The sequence below is a fragment of the Gloeothece verrucosa PCC 7822 genome, assembly GCF_000147335.1.
GTDB lineage: Bacteria > Cyanobacteriota > Cyanobacteriia > Cyanobacteriales > Microcystaceae > Gloeothece > Gloeothece verrucosa.
Genome location: NC_014501.1, coordinates 928882 through 945542 on the forward strand (window position 1 = coordinate 928882; position 16661 = coordinate 945542).

The 16661-nt window shown below is 41.1% G+C and carries 23 protein-coding genes and 2 pseudogenes; 5 read left to right on the forward strand and 20 right to left on the reverse strand.

All coding sequences use genetic code 11. The features are described 5' to 3' along the window. Positions 1-396 precede the first annotated feature (396 nt). Complete coding sequence (locus CYAN7822_RS04190) at positions 397-657, forward strand: helix-turn-helix transcriptional regulator (RefSeq protein WP_013320998.1); 261 nt, start codon at positions 397-399, stop codon at positions 655-657. A 399-nt stretch (positions 658-1056) separates the two neighbouring features. Here CYAN7822_RS04190 and CYAN7822_RS04195 read toward each other — a convergent pair whose 3' ends face one another. From CYAN7822_RS04195 to CYAN7822_RS04205, 3 genes are all read right to left on the reverse strand, one after another. Beyond that, positions 1057-2283 carry a hypothetical protein gene (locus tag CYAN7822_RS04195; protein WP_013320999.1) on the reverse strand — a complete coding sequence of 409 codons (1227 nt, stop codon included), beginning with the start codon at positions 2281-2283 and terminating at the stop codon, positions 1057-1059. 136 nt (positions 2284-2419) lie between these two features. Next, entirely contained in the window at positions 2420-2971 is a 552-nt protein-coding gene (locus CYAN7822_RS04200; RefSeq protein WP_013321000.1) for a DUF488 family protein, N3 subclade, read from the reverse strand. A 142-nt stretch (positions 2972-3113) separates the two neighbouring features. After that, the gene (locus CYAN7822_RS04205) at positions 3114-3806 is read right to left on the reverse strand and encodes a BRO-N domain-containing protein (RefSeq protein ID WP_013321001.1); all 693 of its coding nucleotides are present in this window, start codon (positions 3804-3806) and stop codon (positions 3114-3116) included. A 364-nt stretch (positions 3807-4170) separates the two neighbouring features. On the opposite strand from CYAN7822_RS04205, the gene CYAN7822_RS04210 reads away from it, so the two are divergent. After that, complete coding sequence (locus CYAN7822_RS04210; protein WP_013321002.1) at positions 4171-4503, forward strand: hypothetical protein; 333 nt, start codon at positions 4171-4173, stop codon at positions 4501-4503. Next, positions 4503-4787 (forward strand): type II toxin-antitoxin system RelE/ParE family toxin, encoded by a 285-nt coding sequence (locus CYAN7822_RS04215; protein WP_013321003.1) that lies wholly within the window; start codon positions 4503-4505, stop codon positions 4785-4787. Before CYAN7822_RS04210 ends, CYAN7822_RS04215 begins: the two co-directional genes overlap by 1 nt. Before the next feature lie 93 nt (positions 4788-4880). On the opposite strand, the gene CYAN7822_RS04220 is transcribed toward CYAN7822_RS04215, so the two are convergent. Further along, positions 4881-5993 carry a hypothetical protein gene (locus tag CYAN7822_RS04220; protein ID WP_013321004.1) on the reverse strand — a complete coding sequence of 371 codons (1113 nt, stop codon included), beginning with the start codon at positions 5991-5993 and terminating at the stop codon, positions 4881-4883. A gap of 84 nt (positions 5994-6077) precedes the next feature. On the opposite strand from CYAN7822_RS04220, the pseudogene CYAN7822_RS04225 reads away from it, so the two are divergent. Continuing rightward, positions 6078-6506, forward strand: a pseudogene (locus CYAN7822_RS04225) (nuclear transport factor 2 family protein). A gap of 136 nt (positions 6507-6642) precedes the next feature. On the opposite strand, the gene CYAN7822_RS39330 reads toward CYAN7822_RS04225, so the two are convergent. The 14 genes and pseudogenes from CYAN7822_RS39330 to CYAN7822_RS04285 form a co-directional block, all read right to left on the reverse strand. Continuing rightward, the gene (locus CYAN7822_RS39330; RefSeq protein ID WP_245602684.1) at positions 6643-7008 is read right to left on the reverse strand and encodes an ATP-binding domain-containing protein; all 366 of its coding nucleotides are present in this window, start codon (positions 7006-7008) and stop codon (positions 6643-6645) included. Then, positions 7009-7059, reverse strand: a pseudogene (locus CYAN7822_RS40475) (hypothetical protein); the annotation flags it as partial. Further along, entirely contained in the window at positions 7043-8929 is a 1887-nt protein-coding gene (gene recD2, locus CYAN7822_RS04235; RefSeq protein ID WP_041933129.1) for an SF1B family DNA helicase RecD2, read from the reverse strand. The gene recD2 and the pseudogene CYAN7822_RS40475, both read right to left, overlap by 17 nt. A gap of 180 nt (positions 8930-9109) precedes the next feature. Then, positions 9110-9283: a hypothetical protein gene (locus CYAN7822_RS38525; RefSeq protein ID WP_013321005.1), complete on the reverse strand. Its 174-nt coding sequence runs from the start codon at positions 9281-9283 to the stop codon at positions 9110-9112. Continuing rightward, positions 9276-9851, reverse strand: a complete 576-nt coding sequence (locus CYAN7822_RS04240; protein ID WP_013321006.1) for an ATPase — start codon at positions 9849-9851, stop codon at positions 9276-9278. The genes CYAN7822_RS38525 and CYAN7822_RS04240 overlap by 8 nt, the downstream gene beginning before the upstream one ends. Before the next feature lie 51 nt (positions 9852-9902). Beyond that, entirely contained in the window at positions 9903-10043 is a 141-nt protein-coding gene (locus CYAN7822_RS39335) for a hypothetical protein (protein WP_245602686.1), read from the reverse strand. Between the two features lie 37 nt (positions 10044-10080). Then, the gene (locus CYAN7822_RS04245; protein WP_245602687.1) at positions 10081-10560 is read right to left on the reverse strand and encodes a hypothetical protein; all 480 of its coding nucleotides are present in this window, start codon (positions 10558-10560) and stop codon (positions 10081-10083) included. Positions 10561-10565: 5 nt separating this feature from the next. Then, positions 10566-10802: a hypothetical protein gene (locus tag CYAN7822_RS04250; RefSeq protein WP_013321007.1), complete on the reverse strand. Its 237-nt coding sequence runs from the start codon at positions 10800-10802 to the stop codon at positions 10566-10568. 101 nt (positions 10803-10903) lie between these two features. Next, positions 10904-11521: a hypothetical protein gene (locus tag CYAN7822_RS04255; protein WP_013321008.1), complete on the reverse strand. Its 618-nt coding sequence runs from the start codon at positions 11519-11521 to the stop codon at positions 10904-10906. 334 nt (positions 11522-11855) lie between these two features. After that, positions 11856-12071: a hypothetical protein gene (locus CYAN7822_RS04260; protein WP_013321010.1), complete on the reverse strand. Its 216-nt coding sequence runs from the start codon at positions 12069-12071 to the stop codon at positions 11856-11858. Between the two features lie 92 nt (positions 12072-12163). After that, positions 12164-12793, reverse strand: coding sequence for a hypothetical protein (locus CYAN7822_RS04265; protein WP_013321011.1), 630 nt, complete (start codon positions 12791-12793; stop codon positions 12164-12166). Positions 12794-13251: 458 nt separating this feature from the next. Beyond that, positions 13252-14073 carry a hypothetical protein gene (locus CYAN7822_RS34415; RefSeq protein ID WP_013321012.1) on the reverse strand — a complete coding sequence of 274 codons (822 nt, stop codon included), beginning with the start codon at positions 14071-14073 and terminating at the stop codon, positions 13252-13254. Between the two features lie 389 nt (positions 14074-14462). Further along, positions 14463-14909: an HNH endonuclease gene (locus CYAN7822_RS04280; protein ID WP_013321013.1), complete on the reverse strand. Its 447-nt coding sequence runs from the start codon at positions 14907-14909 to the stop codon at positions 14463-14465. Beyond that, on the reverse strand, positions 14906-15142 hold the full coding sequence (locus CYAN7822_RS04285) for a hypothetical protein (protein ID WP_013321014.1): 237 nt from the start codon (positions 15140-15142) through the stop codon (positions 14906-14908). Before CYAN7822_RS04285 ends, CYAN7822_RS04280 begins: the two co-directional genes overlap by 4 nt. 93 nt (positions 15143-15235) lie before the next feature. Here CYAN7822_RS04285 and CYAN7822_RS04290 point away from each other — a divergent pair, with 93 nt between their 5' ends. Then, on the forward strand, positions 15236-15733 hold the full coding sequence (locus CYAN7822_RS04290) for a hypothetical protein (RefSeq protein ID WP_013321015.1): 498 nt from the start codon (positions 15236-15238) through the stop codon (positions 15731-15733). 243 nt (positions 15734-15976) lie between these two features. On the opposite strand, the gene CYAN7822_RS04295 is transcribed toward CYAN7822_RS04290, so the two are convergent. Both CYAN7822_RS04295 and CYAN7822_RS04300 read right to left on the reverse strand, forming a co-directional pair. After that, positions 15977-16144: a hypothetical protein gene (locus CYAN7822_RS04295; protein WP_013321016.1), complete on the reverse strand. Its 168-nt coding sequence runs from the start codon at positions 16142-16144 to the stop codon at positions 15977-15979. A 22-nt stretch (positions 16145-16166) separates the two neighbouring features. Beyond that, complete coding sequence (locus CYAN7822_RS04300; RefSeq protein ID WP_013321017.1) at positions 16167-16535, reverse strand: hypothetical protein; 369 nt, start codon at positions 16533-16535, stop codon at positions 16167-16169. Positions 16536-16661 lie beyond the last annotated feature (126 nt).

Here is a 16661-nt window from a genome sequence, read left to right on the forward strand (position 1 = left end):
GTACCGTTTAGTATCATTTGGTATTGATACACAAAACTAAACAATCCCAAAACGTAGAGATAAAGCCTGTTTAAGGGCGTGTCAAAATGGCTCAGGCGAGATTTGAACTTGCGACCTTGGGCTTATGAGTCCCCCAATCAACCTATATATCACAAGGCTTTCAGGCATCACAAAAATTATTTACCCCAAAATTACCCCAATCAAGGCAACGAGATTACCAGCACGATCTGACTTTATAAATACTAGGAAATCATGAATTTTTATTTTTTTAATATCTTTTCATCGTAACCCCACATTTCGCTTGAGACATCTATCCCGAATTGCTATTCTCGTCTTACAACAAACTGGTCTGAACTGAATTTCAGCCTCTCAAATAGCTTTAAGGATCGGGAAATTATGACTCATTTCATCAATAAACAAGAAGCTTCTCGATGTCTTCAAATTAGTGCAACAACTCTCAAGCGTTACAGACTCCAAGGCATTCTAATAGAAGGTGTTCATTGGGTCAGACTTAACAGTCGGTGTATCCGTTATAATCTTGAACTCATTCAAAACTGGGTTCAAAACCGCCATGATCCAGTTGCTCATCAGAAAGCTATAGAAAATTATCAAGCTACCCTGTTGAGCTATCAAGGTCAACCAAGAAAAAATACATAGAACAGTTAAACGGATTTTTTGCTGAAAATTTTACCCTTTCTAATTTCTTGGATGCGGACAAAAATATATGCTGTTAACACGGCTTGCTCCCCCCTTTCATTCCCCCCTCACAAGCCAAAAAAAGAACAGTAACAACCTAGGGAAGCCCATAACAATCTGTAGAAGTTCCAATTAAGCTCAATGGGAGCAAACAGAAAGAAAAATTGCTCCCCTCGGACTCCACCTCAACTATTCCTTAACTCCTATCGGACGATTTTTGACGGGTTAATGACTGATGGAAAATGAACTTAAAAAAGCTGATAAATGCTTTTAAAATTTAACTCAAACGAACGTCAATTACCTTAAAAGACAATAAAAAAAAGAGCAATTCTCCCAAGCGAAAATTGCTCTTTAACATATTTACTCAATCACAGAAATTTCCCCGTTGAGGAAAAAGATAGGTGCTTCTTCACCGATGTCAATTTTTACACCAAGGTTAGTAGGTTCTTCCACTACAACTCCCTGCTTGCCCTCGTATTTACCTTGGTAGCGACGGCTATGGATCAAAACATCAGTACCAATTTCTAGATTGGGGGTGCGAGTTTTACCATTGCTGAACGCTTCTGTAACCGTTGTCAAATTATTATCAGGCTCAGATTCGTCTCTTTGGTCAGATTTGCCAGATTCAGCTTTCTTGACGAGATAGAGTGCCCCGACTGCAAAGGCCATCTCCATATTGTCTTGATTGACGACTTTCACTACAGAACCGTCATCATTGACCCCGATAATACGATATTCTCGTCCATCCGCTTTTCGGGCAATGTCACCCACAGCTAAATCTCCAGGCTGACAAGTTTGTGGTCTGGGTGGTGTGGGTAGCGGGTGACGTTTAACTGGTTGCCAGGAAGCATTCTCAGAATTAGTGGGTTGTTTGGCCAAATCAGCCTGAGCCAGTCTATGAGCATCTTCTGATTGGATGCCGAAAACAATTAAATCGTAACTGTAACCTTGTGATCGGCTAGAGTTAATAACCTTAAAGCGTTCGCCCACAGTATGAGTAAAACAGAGCCATTCTCCCCAAGATTTAGCTCGATTATAGGCGTTAATGCCAGCATAAACCGTTGTTTGGTCTGGCTGATACACGACATTCTCAGACAGCCTAATATAAGTGGACTCTTTTGGAGAAGATTCGCTATCAGAGAGGTTTTCTTCGTCTTCATCGCTTTCAATCTCTGAACGATTTTCTATGTCAGTAGCTTTTAAAGAATCTTCCTCTTCAGGAGTTAATAATTGGAGGCGTAGCTGTACTTCATCCGTCTCGCTCTTATTAACGGGATTTTCAGAAGATAGAAGCGAGTTATTCTTCTGATGCTCAATAGGATTATCGTTATCTGTTGATAGGTCTTCCTCTAATTGACTACCGTTGTCGAATATTTGTAAAGTTGCGGTTTTAACAGTAGCGATCGCATTTGGGTCAACAGTGTTTAACTCATCAACGATGCCTTTAAGAAGTCCTAACGCTTCGACGACTTGTCCTTGAAGTTGGGTAAGCTTTTGAGCCTCTTCTCGTTTGCTGGCAATAAGTTGCTCATAAGTTTCAATTTCGGAATTGAGATGCTTTAAATAGTCTCCTAAGACGGCTAACATAGTTTTTCCCTCTTTTTAATTTGAATGAAGTTTAATGAGTGGTAATCAAGCTAAAAAAAGAGCAGCCCACTTCAGACTGCTCGTTATGGAAGGAACACATTTGATTGTTTTTTTCAAAGGGGCACTGTTGCGAAATTCAGGCACATTCGGGTTCTAGGACTTGTTTTGTCCAAATCCGACATTTAGGGCAGTAGTGCGCGTCGTCAAAACCTTCGGTAATTAGAGCCGGAATGACTTCGGTTAGGCAGTTTCGGCAAATAGGCATTAACACTTTGAGTATGTCTGTACCGCCATAGCAATCGGGTCTGAATTTTTGAACGATTTTAATGACTAGATTTCTATAACAAAAAGGTCTTTCATGTTTCCACTTACCAGTTTTTTCCCATTGCTTGAGGGCTTCATCCATACCGCTTCGTTCCCAACAGAGCAAGGTTATATGTTTTTTGGGGTCTAGATTGGCCAGCCATACCTTGATAATTGGAAAATTAGCCTTGATCTCTTTTCGGTAACGACTGGTATATTGTTCTTCATTAATCCGTTTTTGCTTCCAATCTTGCAGTAAGTCAGCACTTGGAACGAAAAACTCTAGACGACCATCAACCCGAAAACCTCTCCGAACGGTGCGAGAAATTGAGAAAAGTTGACCATGATGGCGATGAGGCTCAAAGTATGATGCTGTGTAAATCATTTGTCACCTCTTATGGCTACAGTTTTTCGACAAGCGTGTTAACGCTCTCTTGTTGGTCAGGCTAAGTGGCAATAAAATAAGCCCCCTGTTTCAAGGAGACAAATAACAGTTTTGTCAAACCAAGAAACGAGGAGGGACAATATTAAGAAAAGAAAGAGCGGATGATATTACGAACTGCCTCAGTGTCGGGGTAGCACTGAACTTCTCGCATTGTTCCATTGACTAGCCGTTTTTCAGGGACGGCCAATTGACCGATTGGTGAGTTTTTGACAAAGCGACCAAGTTGAGAACGGTTTTGAGCGTTTACAGGTAAACCCATCTCCTCCGCTATTTCCACGACCCCTCGTAATATCTCGGTCGTCCCCGGCAAAGCAGTTTGTTCAAGGACTTCTGAAATCGTGTGATCGATGAGATACTGAGCCAGACGAGGGGAAATATCGACGACTAACTCGTTAATCTCGTTAATAGCCCGTGCAACAATTAAAGCTTTTGGAGACTGCTGGTTCTGTTGAATGCTGTAGCTTCCCGTGCGTCGGAGCGAAGGAAGAACCTCATGGAAGATCCAGCGTTGAAACCTTTTGGCTACAGCTTTACGGGATTTGAAAATCAAGCGGTAGAGTCCAGGTTCAGTCACCGTAAGCATTTCCTGTTCGCCACCAGGGGTATGTATAGAATACATACCCTTTTCATCAAAGTCAAAATTCCTCAAAGTGTTGCTGGCTAACCCAACTGATAAAACATCACACACATCTTGGGCTATCCATTCGGGTTGATCGGGAGTGCCCACACAACGAACCTTTTGGTTCTCGAATCCGAAAACAATAAGATCTGACATAAGTTGATTGTTAACTCATCAGCAAAAAAGGGCGATAGCACCATAAACTTTGGGCATCAAACCATTTTTTGCCCTCTTTCACTCTCATCAATCTTGACTAGGAGTTAATGTATTAATTTCTGGGGCGCGGCTAAAGGATATGTATAATACCTACACCCTTTGAGTCTGGGGAAGATTATCGCTTTTTTACGGTGAGAGGAAAATTTAAAAGCTAATCGATAGAAAATTGCACATACTACCATAAAATACCTTATAAAACTTTAAGATAAGCTAATTGTAGCTAATTGGGGTTGCGTAACTAAAGGGTATATATAATAGCTATACCCTTTGAGTCCGAGTACAATTTTAAGAAAAGCTGATAGAAATGACCGTTCTAGGCAGCATAGCTGATACAAGTGCCTGGATTTACGAAATCTATCCTCGTTCATCAGTTAAAATGTTATTACTTGGTTCATCACTTATTAGGTTTGAGATGATGGTTACTTTAGAACAAGCTCTGTTGACAGTTAATCAACTTCCTATCGAACAAAGAGAAATGTTAGTAGAAATTGTTAAAAATCAATTAATTGAAGCTCGTCGTCAAGAAATAGCTGAAGATGCCGAAAAAGCCATTGCTGCCTTTCATCAAGGACAATTACAGCCTCAGCCCATTGAAACTATTATTGCTGAATTAAAAGCCACCTTGACCCAAGATTAATGAGACAATTAGTTTTAACATCAAAATTTAAAAAGGCATTCCAAAAATTTGTACTTCGCAATCCCAAACTTGAGAAAAAAATTGAAGAAGTTTTAAGACAAATGCAAGAGGATGTTTTTGCTCCTCAATTAAGCACTCATTCCCTGCAAGGAAAATTATTAGGATTGAAAGCTTGTTCTTGTGGCTATGACTGTCGAATATTGTTTTCAATCGAAATTGACCCCGAAAATCAAGAAGAAGTAATTCTTTTGCTTGATATTGGTACTCATGATGAAGTTTATTAATGGGTTACTATAGCCGATTTATAAGCTTTGCTTTTTCAATAAGTTTTAAAAAATGAGATTTTTTCGGACAAGAGAATAACTAGGCTTAAAGTTTCAAAGTCTAGCTTTTTTCAATCTTTCAATCAAACCTGTTCGCCTACTGTATTTTTTGTAAATCTGATTAATTTTTTCTTGAAAAAACGAGTACCGATTTTGATATTCGGCTAAATCCCTCAACTGGACTAATAGTTCAACAGCTTGCTCATAAGTTTTAGCTTGAGGTTTCAATAGCAATGACTCGACTTCATTCCAGGCTTGAGTTTCTCGTTTTGCTAAAGCTTCAAGTTCCTGAATCCGTTTAATTTCCGCTTCTTGTTGCTGGCGTTTTTTCGTCGCTTTTTCTTCACCAGAAGCGGCTTCAAAAAGCTGTTGAATCGTGCGTCTAGATTTACTAGGAACCGGAGTAGTAACTATCAGTTCAGATAGTCTTTGTGTAAACTTAGCCGATAAATTGGATTCTCCTTTAGCCAGTCGCAATAAGAAATCTTGACACTCAGAAGAAGATAACTGAACAATAGCTTGTTGCCAATTTTTATCCGAGATAAGAGTTGGCTTACCACTTGATTCACAAGCAGCAGTTAACAAATATTCGTCCACTTCAAAGATTTTTGCAAAAGCCTTTTGAGATGAAGAAAGTTGCTTTAATCCTGGAGGTACAGGGGGTTCTAGTTGAGTTTTATCAATTTCCGCATATTCAGAAGACATTGTAATGGCTTTGAGCCATGCTAAATACAGTCCTCGATAGTCTTGTTGTAAAATTTCTTGGCGTAGTCCTAACAATTCGGCGAGAATTCCCTCTCCTTCCATCCAGTAATCAAACCCTTCTTCTTGATTAAATTGCCAATCTAAAATTGCCCAACTTTTGATATAAGTGAGACTAATACAGTCTTTAATACAGTAGGGTTCGATTACTGAAGAGGAAATTAAGGATTTGGGAAAACGAAACATTAATTGCTGTGTCCCCCAGTTGGCGATGTAGTACATAATATCAAAATACTGGGCTAATACTTTTTTAGGATCGCTCTTAAAATCACCGTAACTGTAGGTAAAACTAGCTCTCGTGGCAGTAGGATGAACCCGACTCGATAACTGACTAATGGCGGTTCTTTCTTCTTGAGTTAAGGGACGGTCTATGGCTTGGAATTCATAATATTGGTATTCACTCATGTTGTGCAAACTATCTCAAGGTTTATTATTAAAATGCTATTCAATTATCTGCGCCGCTAACTAATAAAACTGCCTAATTTAAATATGGAAACTAGACCTCCTTTACCCCCTTTTACTTTAGAAACAGCATTAGCCAAAGTTCAGGCTGCCGAAGATGCTTGGAACACCCGCAACCCCGAAAAAGTTTCCTTAGCTTACACAGAAGATTCCATTTGGCGAAATCGTGCTGAGTTTTTCAGTGGACGAGAGCAGATTCGTGAATTTCTCAGGCGAAAGTGGAACAGTTAACTGGATTATCGCCTTAAAAAAGAATTATGGAGTTTTACCGATAACCGTATCTCCGTCAAATTTGAATACGAGTACCACACCGATTCGGGACAATGGTATCGCGCTTATGGTAACGAACAGTGGGAGTTTGCAGAAAACGGACTTATGCGACGACGAGAAGCAAGTATTAATGATCTACCTATTCGGGAGTCTGAACGTAAGTTTCGTTGGGAACGCAACTCTTAAAACTATCCTTTTGATTTAAAAGTCAAAGCCAAATGAATCGTTGTCAGTGAGCCAAAAATGATCCCAAACGAGATTGCCTATCATGAATGCACGATGAGGTGTTCGTGTTGACGATGACCGCAAGGTGTTTGAATTTCTAATTTTTTAAGGAGCGCTCACCCATAGCAATCAATTTAACCCCTAAGCGTTCCTTGAGCCTTGTATAACGCTCCTGTTGGTTCACTTGCCTGACCGCCATCCCTATTGCTTTAGAAGACCCAATGATAATTGCTAACTTCTTAGCACGAGTCAGCCCAGTGTAAATGAGATTTCGAGAGAGCATTATATAATGACTGGTGTAAATCGGCAGTAAAACGACTGGATACTCTGACCCTTGACTTTTATGGATGGAAATCGACCAAGCCAAAGCAATTTCATTGAGGTCAGCAAAATCATAAACCACATCTCGTCCGTCAAAGCAGATAGTTAGTTCTTGTTCAACTGGATCAATAGCCGCTACCATTCCTAAATCCCCATTAAATACCTCTCTCTCATAATCATTCTTCAGTTGAATTACCCGCGCTCGCTACGCGAGATCCGCGAAGCGGATCACCAACCCGAAAAATCATCCCACCCCTGGAAACTTCAGGTTTATCGGGGCTAGGAGGGTTAATTAATTGCTGAAGCACACTGTTAAAATTGCGCGTCTCTACTGCTCCCCTCGTCATGGGACAAAGTACCTGTACATCTGTGACGGGATTAAAACCTTGACGGGGAATAAAATCACGGATGAGTTCACAAACCACCATTACCCCATGTTCTGGCTCAGTTCCCCCATTGTGCCAGAGACAATCTGATTGAGAAACGTCGCTAATCGGTTCTAGTCGGGGATATTGACCTCCATTAATTTGATGTGCAGCCCGAATAATAGCACTCGAAGAGGCTTGACGGAAAATTTGGGACAGACGCACGATAGGGATTTTTCCCGAATCAATCAAGTCCGCTAAAACTTTTCCAGGTCCGACACTGGGCAACTGATCCACGTCCCCCACTAATAATAAGCAAGCTTCTGGAGCGATCGCTTTTAACAACGAATGAGCCAAAAATAAGTCCAGCATTGATGTTTCATCGACCACGATAGCATCATAAGGCAGAGGATTATCCTTATCCCGTTTAAACCCCATTGTAGCGGGGTCAAATTCCAGCATTCTGTGGAGAGTCTTAGCTTCTAAACCCGTTACCTCCCCCATTCTCTGTGCTGCTCGTCCAGTTGGAGCGGCTAACCCAATCTTCTTACCCATCGCCTTCCATAAAGCGACAATAGTACGGGTACAGAAGGTTTTTCCTGTGCCTGGCCCACCTGTAAGAACCATTACTCGTGAACAAGCCGCCATTTCTACCGCTTCCTGCTGTTGGGGAGAAAGGGAAATTCCCCGACTCTGGGTAAAGCGTTCTATCCAATTTTTGACACGGGGCAAATCAACTTCAACCGGTTCGGCAAGTTGTTGTCGTAGTAATTGAGCAAGATTCTCCTCGGTGTAAAAGAAAGCGGGTTTGTAGCACAGAGGCATCCCTCCTTCTCCTTTTTCTACCATCAAGGCTTGCTGTTGTCCCATCTCGTCAATAATGGCACTAATCGCTTCTATTTCGGCTTCATGTTCTCCGTTACTGAGGAGTTCTGCTGATAGCTTTATTAATTCGGGTTGAGGGAGAAAACAGTGTCCGTCCTCGGCTGCTTGGCTTAAAACGTGCAAAATTCCCGACTTGTAGCGATATTTCGACTCCTGAGAAACCCCTACGTTATAAGCAATTTTATCGGCGGTCAGGAAACCTATCCCATAAATATCATCTGCTAGTTGGTAGGGGTTGTCAGTCACGGTAGCGATCGCATTTGCCCCATACTGCTTAAAAATTTTGACGGCGTAAGTGGTTGAAACTCCATGCCCCTGCAAGAAAACCATAACTTCTTTGATGGCTTTCTGAGTTTCCCAGGCTTTTTGAATCATAACAACCCGCTTTTTGCCGATGCCTGGGACTTCAATGAGCCTTTCGGTTTTGTTTTCAATGATTTCTAGGGTTTCCAAACCAAAGTAAGCCACAATCCGTTTAGCGGTAACGGGGCCTACTCCTTTAATTAAGCCGCTTCCCAAATATTTCTCCATGCCTGTGAGGGTGGCGGGTTTCGTTTCGGTGTATTGCTGAACCTCGAACTGCTGACCGTATTGAGGGTGATTCTTCCACACTCCTTTAAGCTGGAGGGTTTGCCCGGCTTGAATATTGGCGAAATTGCCCACTACCGTCACCAATTCCTTTGCTCTGGGCGATTGTAGCCGAGCGACAGTATAACCCGATTCTTCGGCGTGGTAGGTAATGCGTTCTACTACGCCGGTAAGGGATTCAGGTGCTTGACATCGGTAGGGTACGGAGGAGTCTTGGAGATTCATTTTAGGCGGTCAAAAACACAGGCATGGGACGGCATTACCTTGATTGTACTAATTTTGTTTTTATAGAACAAGAGAACTAGCTTGACTGAGAGATTTGTCGCTTTTATCAAAAAAGCTATTATTGATAAAAAACTTATCCCCTTGGTCATCAGATAAGTTTTAGAGGTCTTAACTTTAGTTTTAGTTTTTTTTGGCCGGAGGAATTTCGTCACCTGTTAGAGTGACGATCTTGCCATCTTTTAAGATGCTGATAGACTCTCCTAATTTACGGTGTCTCTCTATAGCCTCAGCAATAGCCACTCTTACCCCTGCGTCAAGAAGCTCAGATAACTTATCGGGAATTGGCTCACTCATGGGTTACCTCGGTTATTTGTTGCCAAATAGAAAGATTATAAATAATGGGTTGCTGATTAAAAGGACGTTCAGCTATCAAACTCGGCTCATTCCCAGAATTGTCATAAACAATCCAAGTATCGCATAGAGGTAAATACAACTGAGTTAGATTACTACGTCCTCGTTCATAACGACGACGAACCACCTCTTCTGGGATATTGTGACCGCCACTAACTACCCGTCTTTTTACTCTTTCGACAGCTAAGTCTGGAGTTTGTAACCAGAAATAAATTAGATTTACCCTGTAGCCAGAGTTTTGACAATCTCTCAAAAAACGAGCAAAATTTCGGGCAGCAAGAGTGGTTTCAAAGGCGAAATTAACCTTTTGGGCTTTCAAGGTTGCTAGGCGCTCTAACATCAACCGCCCTGCTTGCATGGCCACTGATTCAGGGTTGAAAGGGGATAATCCCGCAGCAATCTCATCGGCGTTAACGTATTCGATAACGCCTAAAAAGTCGGGTAAAAGTCTTTTGGCGACGGTGGTCTTCCCCGAACCATTGCAACCGCCGATGACGTAAACATTGGGCATGAACTATCTACAGAATGCTGTGGTTTTTTCACCTTGTCTCTAAAGTACATTCTAAGCAATATTTGAAAATAGCTGTCCGTAAAGCGGGAGATTGTGGTACTGTTCGAGACGATTTAACCATTCTTGCTCATGTTGCTCTAATTCCTCTGTTTCTAGGCTAAAAAGCTGTACGGTATTGGGAGTGATGACCATAATCAACCCTTGAGGTATGGACACACCGAAAAGGCATTCATAAGCCGTACGGGTTTGCAGCAATTTGAAGTTTTGCATCCGTTAGCCATTGCGATCTTTTCTCCCGATGACTCGTCTTAAAATCGAATAAGGTTAAAACGCCATTCCAATAAGCCAGTAAATCAAGCGTTCCGGCATATTGAAACCTTGGATGATAAACAGGTTTCTCACTGGCCACTACCTCCCCAATTGCCCCCAGAATTTTCCTTGCCTCATTCCAAAACTCGCTCACATCGGTGGGACATTCCAGTTCTTCTCCCTTAAATCTGGCTTCAATGAGCTTGTGTATGACTTTACCTCGTTCGGCGGCTAAGGAGCGAAGTTTTTCGGCTTCAGAACCATTACGTTTATGCCAATTCCTCAACCTTGTGCGCCCTTCTTCGGGCATGGTTGCTTGTAGAATGGTCGTAACACTGGGAAAAAGACCGTAGGGAGTTTCGTAGAATTTCCCCCCTGACGGTAACTTAATAATTTTCATGGCGATTATTCCTCTTTTCGCTCAAAATACCGACACATATTATCTTCGTCTGCGATCGCTGCTTGAATGGGGTCAATAGCGCAGGGTAAATAAGGATTGTCATCAAAATAGGCGCAGTTACGACAACATTGACGACGTTTGGCAAGGATTTTTTGGTACTTTTCCTCAACCTTCCGATAAATCTGATGATTGATCAAAGCGCGACGGCAAGTAGAACCGAGATTAAAATTCAAGTTAGACATCGACCCTTCCTCCTGGCAAAAATCATGCCTCGCCTAAAAAAAAAGAAGCAGCAGGTTACATACAGTAACCCGCTACTTCCAAACCACTATCAGCGATCAGATTATCGTCCATTCACAAAAGCCGAGCTTTCCAACTCGCTTGCTTTAGCAGAGGACATCAGGAGTTCAATTTCATCAGGAGACATACCATCGATCGGAATTAGATTCACCGACAAATCAATCATTTTGGGATTATTTGCCATGAAATCAGCAATATGTTCAAGCTGTTTGATCTCTTCGTCGGTTTCCCGTTCGCGCCAATCCCAAGCAACACTGTAATAGTCGCCTTTGTCCCCATTGTGTTTGAGGAATGAGCCTTTGAAGATACCGAGGGCAGGTTCTCTCTTTTCCATCAATTCCGTGACTTTCTGAGAGAATTGAGCGATACTACGCTTCTTGAGGTAGGTTAGACAGACAGTATTCTTGGGTAGAATGTCACAACCAGGGGCAGCAACGAACCACACTTGTAACCAGAATGAATTGGTTATTTTGCCGAGATTGCCGAAGAATTGAGCGACTTTAATAATGGAAATTTCAAATTCTTTGCCCCGATAATCCTCTTCTCCTACCTTCCATTGTCCCAAACGACAATCATTTCTGAGGTTAAAGGGGACTTGAGGCATGAAAATTGAATTTTGAGGACGAGTGCCAAAAACTGAAAATTTTGCTAAATTACTCATGACTTTAATTTCCTTTTTCTTGCTTTAAGAAAGTTTAACTTTCGCGTGTTGATGGATGCGCGACCCCCAAGAAAAGAGGCAGGGTGAGAAAAAGACATAAATTCCCTCATTCTTCCTGCCTTCTAACTTTTTTTCTCAAATGGCGTTAGCCCTTCTCAAACGTGAACCTTTCTTAAACGTGGTGGCCACCTTGTATCAATTTCTTGTGTCAGTTTGTGAATATGCCAGCGAATCAAAAAGTGAGCTTTAGGCTTGACCTGACCAGAGTTTAAAAGGTGGATATAATGCTGTTGGTGAAAGACTAATTCTTGGTAACAGAGAAGTCTTCTCATTCTCATGCTTTACCTCCACAAAATTTACTATTTTCAATCACTTCTCTGGCTCCTGCATCGTCGGCTGCGTGGATAGTCAGCACAGACAGAGCCTTGTGATGTTCGGCCAAAAGATGGCGGTAAGCCTGTTGGTCAGCTAATAGACTTCTAACAAGTGATAAAGGCAATTGACAGGCAACGTGGAGATGCAGGGATTGGTTGCTTTGTGATGCAATCATAATTTCCTCCTAGCAATACGCTCACAATCCGATGGGCGATAGCCCTATCAAACAGTTTTTTAAGAGGATAATTTCAATAGTTTGCCGAGCTTTTAAATTTCTAATTCGAGTTCTTTAACTAAATAATCTCCTAAAAACTCGAAATCAACTTTTTCTAAAGCTAACCTTAACAAGGGTTCAATAAAGGTTAATTCATGTTCGATTAAGGGGTCAACTTCAAGATTAAAATTCAAATCCGACAAATCAAATTCAGATTCATCTTCAGTTTTTGACCAAGCAAAATGAAGTTCTAAAAACTTTTTCGCTAAATAACCAGAAGGAGAGTCTTCTAATGGACACTCTTGATACCAAACTCTCATAAGCTTGGCAAACTCAGGATCATAACAATTTTTCTCTTCCCAATAAAGCTCAGAAAGAGCATCTTTTAACCACGAGAATATAATGGATGTTTCGGCATTAATTTCGGCTACTTGTCCCGATAAATTTGAGGAGGACTGCTGTTTATCTTTGATTAGTTGTCTTAAAGCTTGCTTCCAAGTAGCGGCTGTACTGGCATCAGGATAAATATCGATTAATTCAATTAACTCTTGGCGCGATTTTGGGTTCAATTCGTTTTGTACGCGGTTGCCCAATAGGACTATTGCTCGTTCCATTGAAGCAATTGAACCAGGAATTTTTTGGGGAAGCGGTTTAATCTCTTCTGGGGTTGAGCGTTTTTTCATCAACGAAGCATTTTTGATGGATCAGCAAGGGTGTATATACTATACACACCCTAAGAATGACCGACAACTGAAGACAGTATTATTTGAATTTTGCAGCATGGCCAAAGCCTTCTGGGGTAAAAGCTTGAAGCATTTAAGACAAGTTATTGGCAGCATGATATAGCCTTTTTGAAATGCGTGAGATACAACTTACTTTTATCCCCTATTCCCTGTTCCCTATTCCCTGTTCCCTGTTCCCTATTCCCTGTTCCCTGTTCCCTATTCCCTGTTCCCTGTTCCCTATTCCCTGTTCCCTGTTTCTTAAAAGGAATAACTGCGTATCTCACTAAATAGAAAACTGCTATAAAAAGGATACGGTTATTAACCGCACCCTTTTCATTCAGTCTCCAAAAACCTTGGGTATCCTGGCTATTTATCCCCAATTTGATTTAAGCTCCTATTGTAGCTTGGATAATCTCCTATGCTACGGAATAAAGAGCGTCAATCATTCCATCTTTCTCTATCTGATCGATGAGGCTTGTCCGTTTATTACGAGAACGAGCTTTAACATCATAGTGATAGCGGTATTTAAACTGGCGGTAAAGGTGACTAAAGAAATCTTTATAAGCCACACCGCTAGAATAGCAATAAGTGCGTACCAGCAAGACAACTTTATCCCTTACAGTCATCTGTTGTGCCTGTTCAGCAGAAAAGGGGATAATTTCTAGGTCTGATTCCGCTTGTTTTTGGATAGCGACTAACGACAGCAAAACTTCATCTTGACTTTCTTGAGCTTTCTTGATGTCCTCAGTTTGTGCGGCTAAAACTTCCACTTCGTTCTTGACAGTTTTAACATCAGAGTGAATCAATTTTAGTTGTCGCTCCTGTTCGACAAACTGTTGAGCCACTGACAATAAATACTCGGCTTGGCTGAGAGGTTTTTGCCAGCCTAATTCTTGCTGCACCCAAGCCCGAAATCCTAGAGTGGCAAAAGCTCGATAAACTAACTTTGCTTGAGGGTTAGCCGCACGAGAATCAAAGCAATAATATTCAATGATGGCGGCGACTAGAATATCGGGTAAGTTACCATCGCTAAAGTCTTGTCCGGCAAAGGGTTGAAGGCTTGGCGATTTCTTTAAATTACCACTAGCGATACGCTTTAGTAGCTTAAGAATTGAGGGATGCTCAACTCCTACCAACCGGGCTACAGCACGACGGGACGCAAAGGCTCGACCTTGCTCATCAATGGTAAACTCAGACCGAATATCTTCCGATAAATGGTAAATCGAAATATTGTTCATCTTTATTCTATTCCTGTTTTGTAATAATCTTTTTTTCAACTAAAATCTGTCTTCAAACTGCTCACAATTTAATGGGCGATAGCCCGACTAATAAGTTTTTAGTTGACAAACTTTGCTGAGTGTGGTGAATCTCCTGAGCTTCATCTGCGTGGTATTCGACAAAGAAAGCAACCCTTGCGATCGTGAATTTATTGGTCAGCCACCCGCTAACCAGTGATAAATCGAACAGGTTGCTCATATCTACTTTTGTTTTGTAATCCCTTTTTGAACGACAACCTGTTTTCAAGTGGCGTTCTAATCTAATGGGCGATAGCCCCTAGGGAAGTTTTCAAAGGATTCCAAAATTCAAATAGGGCTTAAAAACTTTTAGCAGCCTAATTTTGTACTATCTAAAGGCAAGGATCTTCTTCGGGAGGATGCCAACCTCCTTGTTTCCACAAGCTTCTGGATCTTTGAATAAAACGATCATTACGGCGTTCGTCATTAAGATCTAGGCGCTCACAAGTAGCTCTACCAATAGCGGTAATACCGATAATTTTTGTTCCATCAACTGTCCACACAAAATGCTCTGACCATTGTGAGAGCCGGGGATTAAATAAAGACGCTTCCTGCTGAGTTTGTGGATCAATGCCTGAAACGAAATTATAATGACGTTCATTACAACGACGACAAGCCAAGGCAAGATTATTTATATCATCCGTTCCACCAATTGATTTTGGCAAAATATGATCAATAGTTAAAGGGGATGTACTAAGAAATTCAAGATAATGACAATATTCACAGCGATAATTTGCCCGTTCTCGTACTAAGTCTAAAACTTTTTTAGGAATTGTCACGATTGAGAAACGATAATAGCGTTAATATAACTAAAAATGGTATCTAACTCACTGATGGCTTCTAACTCGGCTGTTTCTTCTGGGTTCAGATTATCCGCTTTTTTCTTATCGAGTAGTTCTTGTAAGCGATTACTCAATTCTTCAGTAAATTTAAACAGTGTGAGATGATTGACTTGTTCGGTTCGGATTCCTCCGGTTAGCCAAGCTGACGGTTTTACAACAACGGGATTCATCGCTTTAGGGATAATAAACTAACTTTAAACTTTATATCTATTTTAGCTTAAGGACAAAATCTTGGTTGTTCAATTTTAACTGCATCAACACTTATGAAGCCACATTATCCTTTTTGGAAAAAATATTCTATTTTAGAAGATTTAGAAGCGGATTTCTCCATTGAGAATTTACCGACTTATGAAGATTACCTTAATAGCCGTACAGTTGAAAAGATTTGGTATAACAAAGAATCTAATGTGTCTCCAGCAATAAGAAGCTTTATGCAAGAGTGTCTTGTGGCGAATTTATCCGTTAAGGAATTCAGGCAATTATTTGAAGACGAAATATATATCGATATAATAGAAGGAGAAATTTCAGCCGGATATAAGGAAAAATGTTACTACCAATATCAAGGTAAATGTCTTTACTTAAGACATAAATTTAAAGATACCATTGTAGGAAATTATCCTTTACTCGGTTCAGGTTTTTCTGAAGCACTCAAAATTTCTCCAGAAGTTTTTGAAGATTTTTTTGGGGATTGTTGGCATTTGATGTATATCGGGGCGTGGAAGCATCAACAACTGACTCAAATTGTATCTTCTCGTGATTGAAGCTCAAACCCATCTACACAGATTTGACTCAAGAATTTGCGATCGCGCCAAGGATACGTATATTAACGATACCCTTTTTGCAGAGAGTGAAATTTATCCCTTGGTTACAGTGAGAGCGAGGCTTGAAACGAGCAAGCCTACATCAGGCTCACGCAAGCATTTTCTATTGCTCAGGAGGGTGTATATATTACATACACCCTCTTCATCCTCATCTTACTTGCTCTGTGTTGAGACAAGCTCACTTTAGCCAACTCTGGAAATGACCACATTTCGAGCGATCATGCCGGTCAGTTTGCCAATGTGACGACGAATTAAGCGACGAGCTTTTGGTTTGACTTGCTTGGACTGTAAAAGGAGGCTATAATGCTCTCTATGGAGCAGCAATTCTTGGTAACAAAAAATTTTTTTCATGGCTGTAAATTGGTAAAAATTACTAAAATACGGACTCTAGTTCGGGTTGCCAAAAGTCAGCGATAGCCCATTCAGATAGGTCAAGCAAAGATTGCAGCGCGGTTTCTAGGGCATTTCTCGTAATCTCATTAACTGTCAAGTCAATGACCACAGAGTCAACCGGAACCGCATAGCCACAGTCATCCTCTTCGACAGCTTTACTGTGAAGCTGAACTTTAACTGTCTTGGGCGGCTCAATGCTTACTAACTCGCAGTCATGGGTTTTGGGATGATGCTTTCGTGCAGATTGGTTAAATGCGTGACACCACCCTCTATCCCGTTCGTCTTGGTAGTCCTCGAAGAAAGTGCAGGACTCGCAGGTTTCAGTAAGTTTGGGAAAATTTTGCGTCATAATGGATTCAATCAAGTTTTAATGGAGAAAGCTGCTTGTCGTTCCACAAACAGCTTTCGTATTTAAAAGGCGTTAGCCCTCTGGGAACTTGAAAGAAAGTGAATATAAGAAAGGAAAAAATTTTTT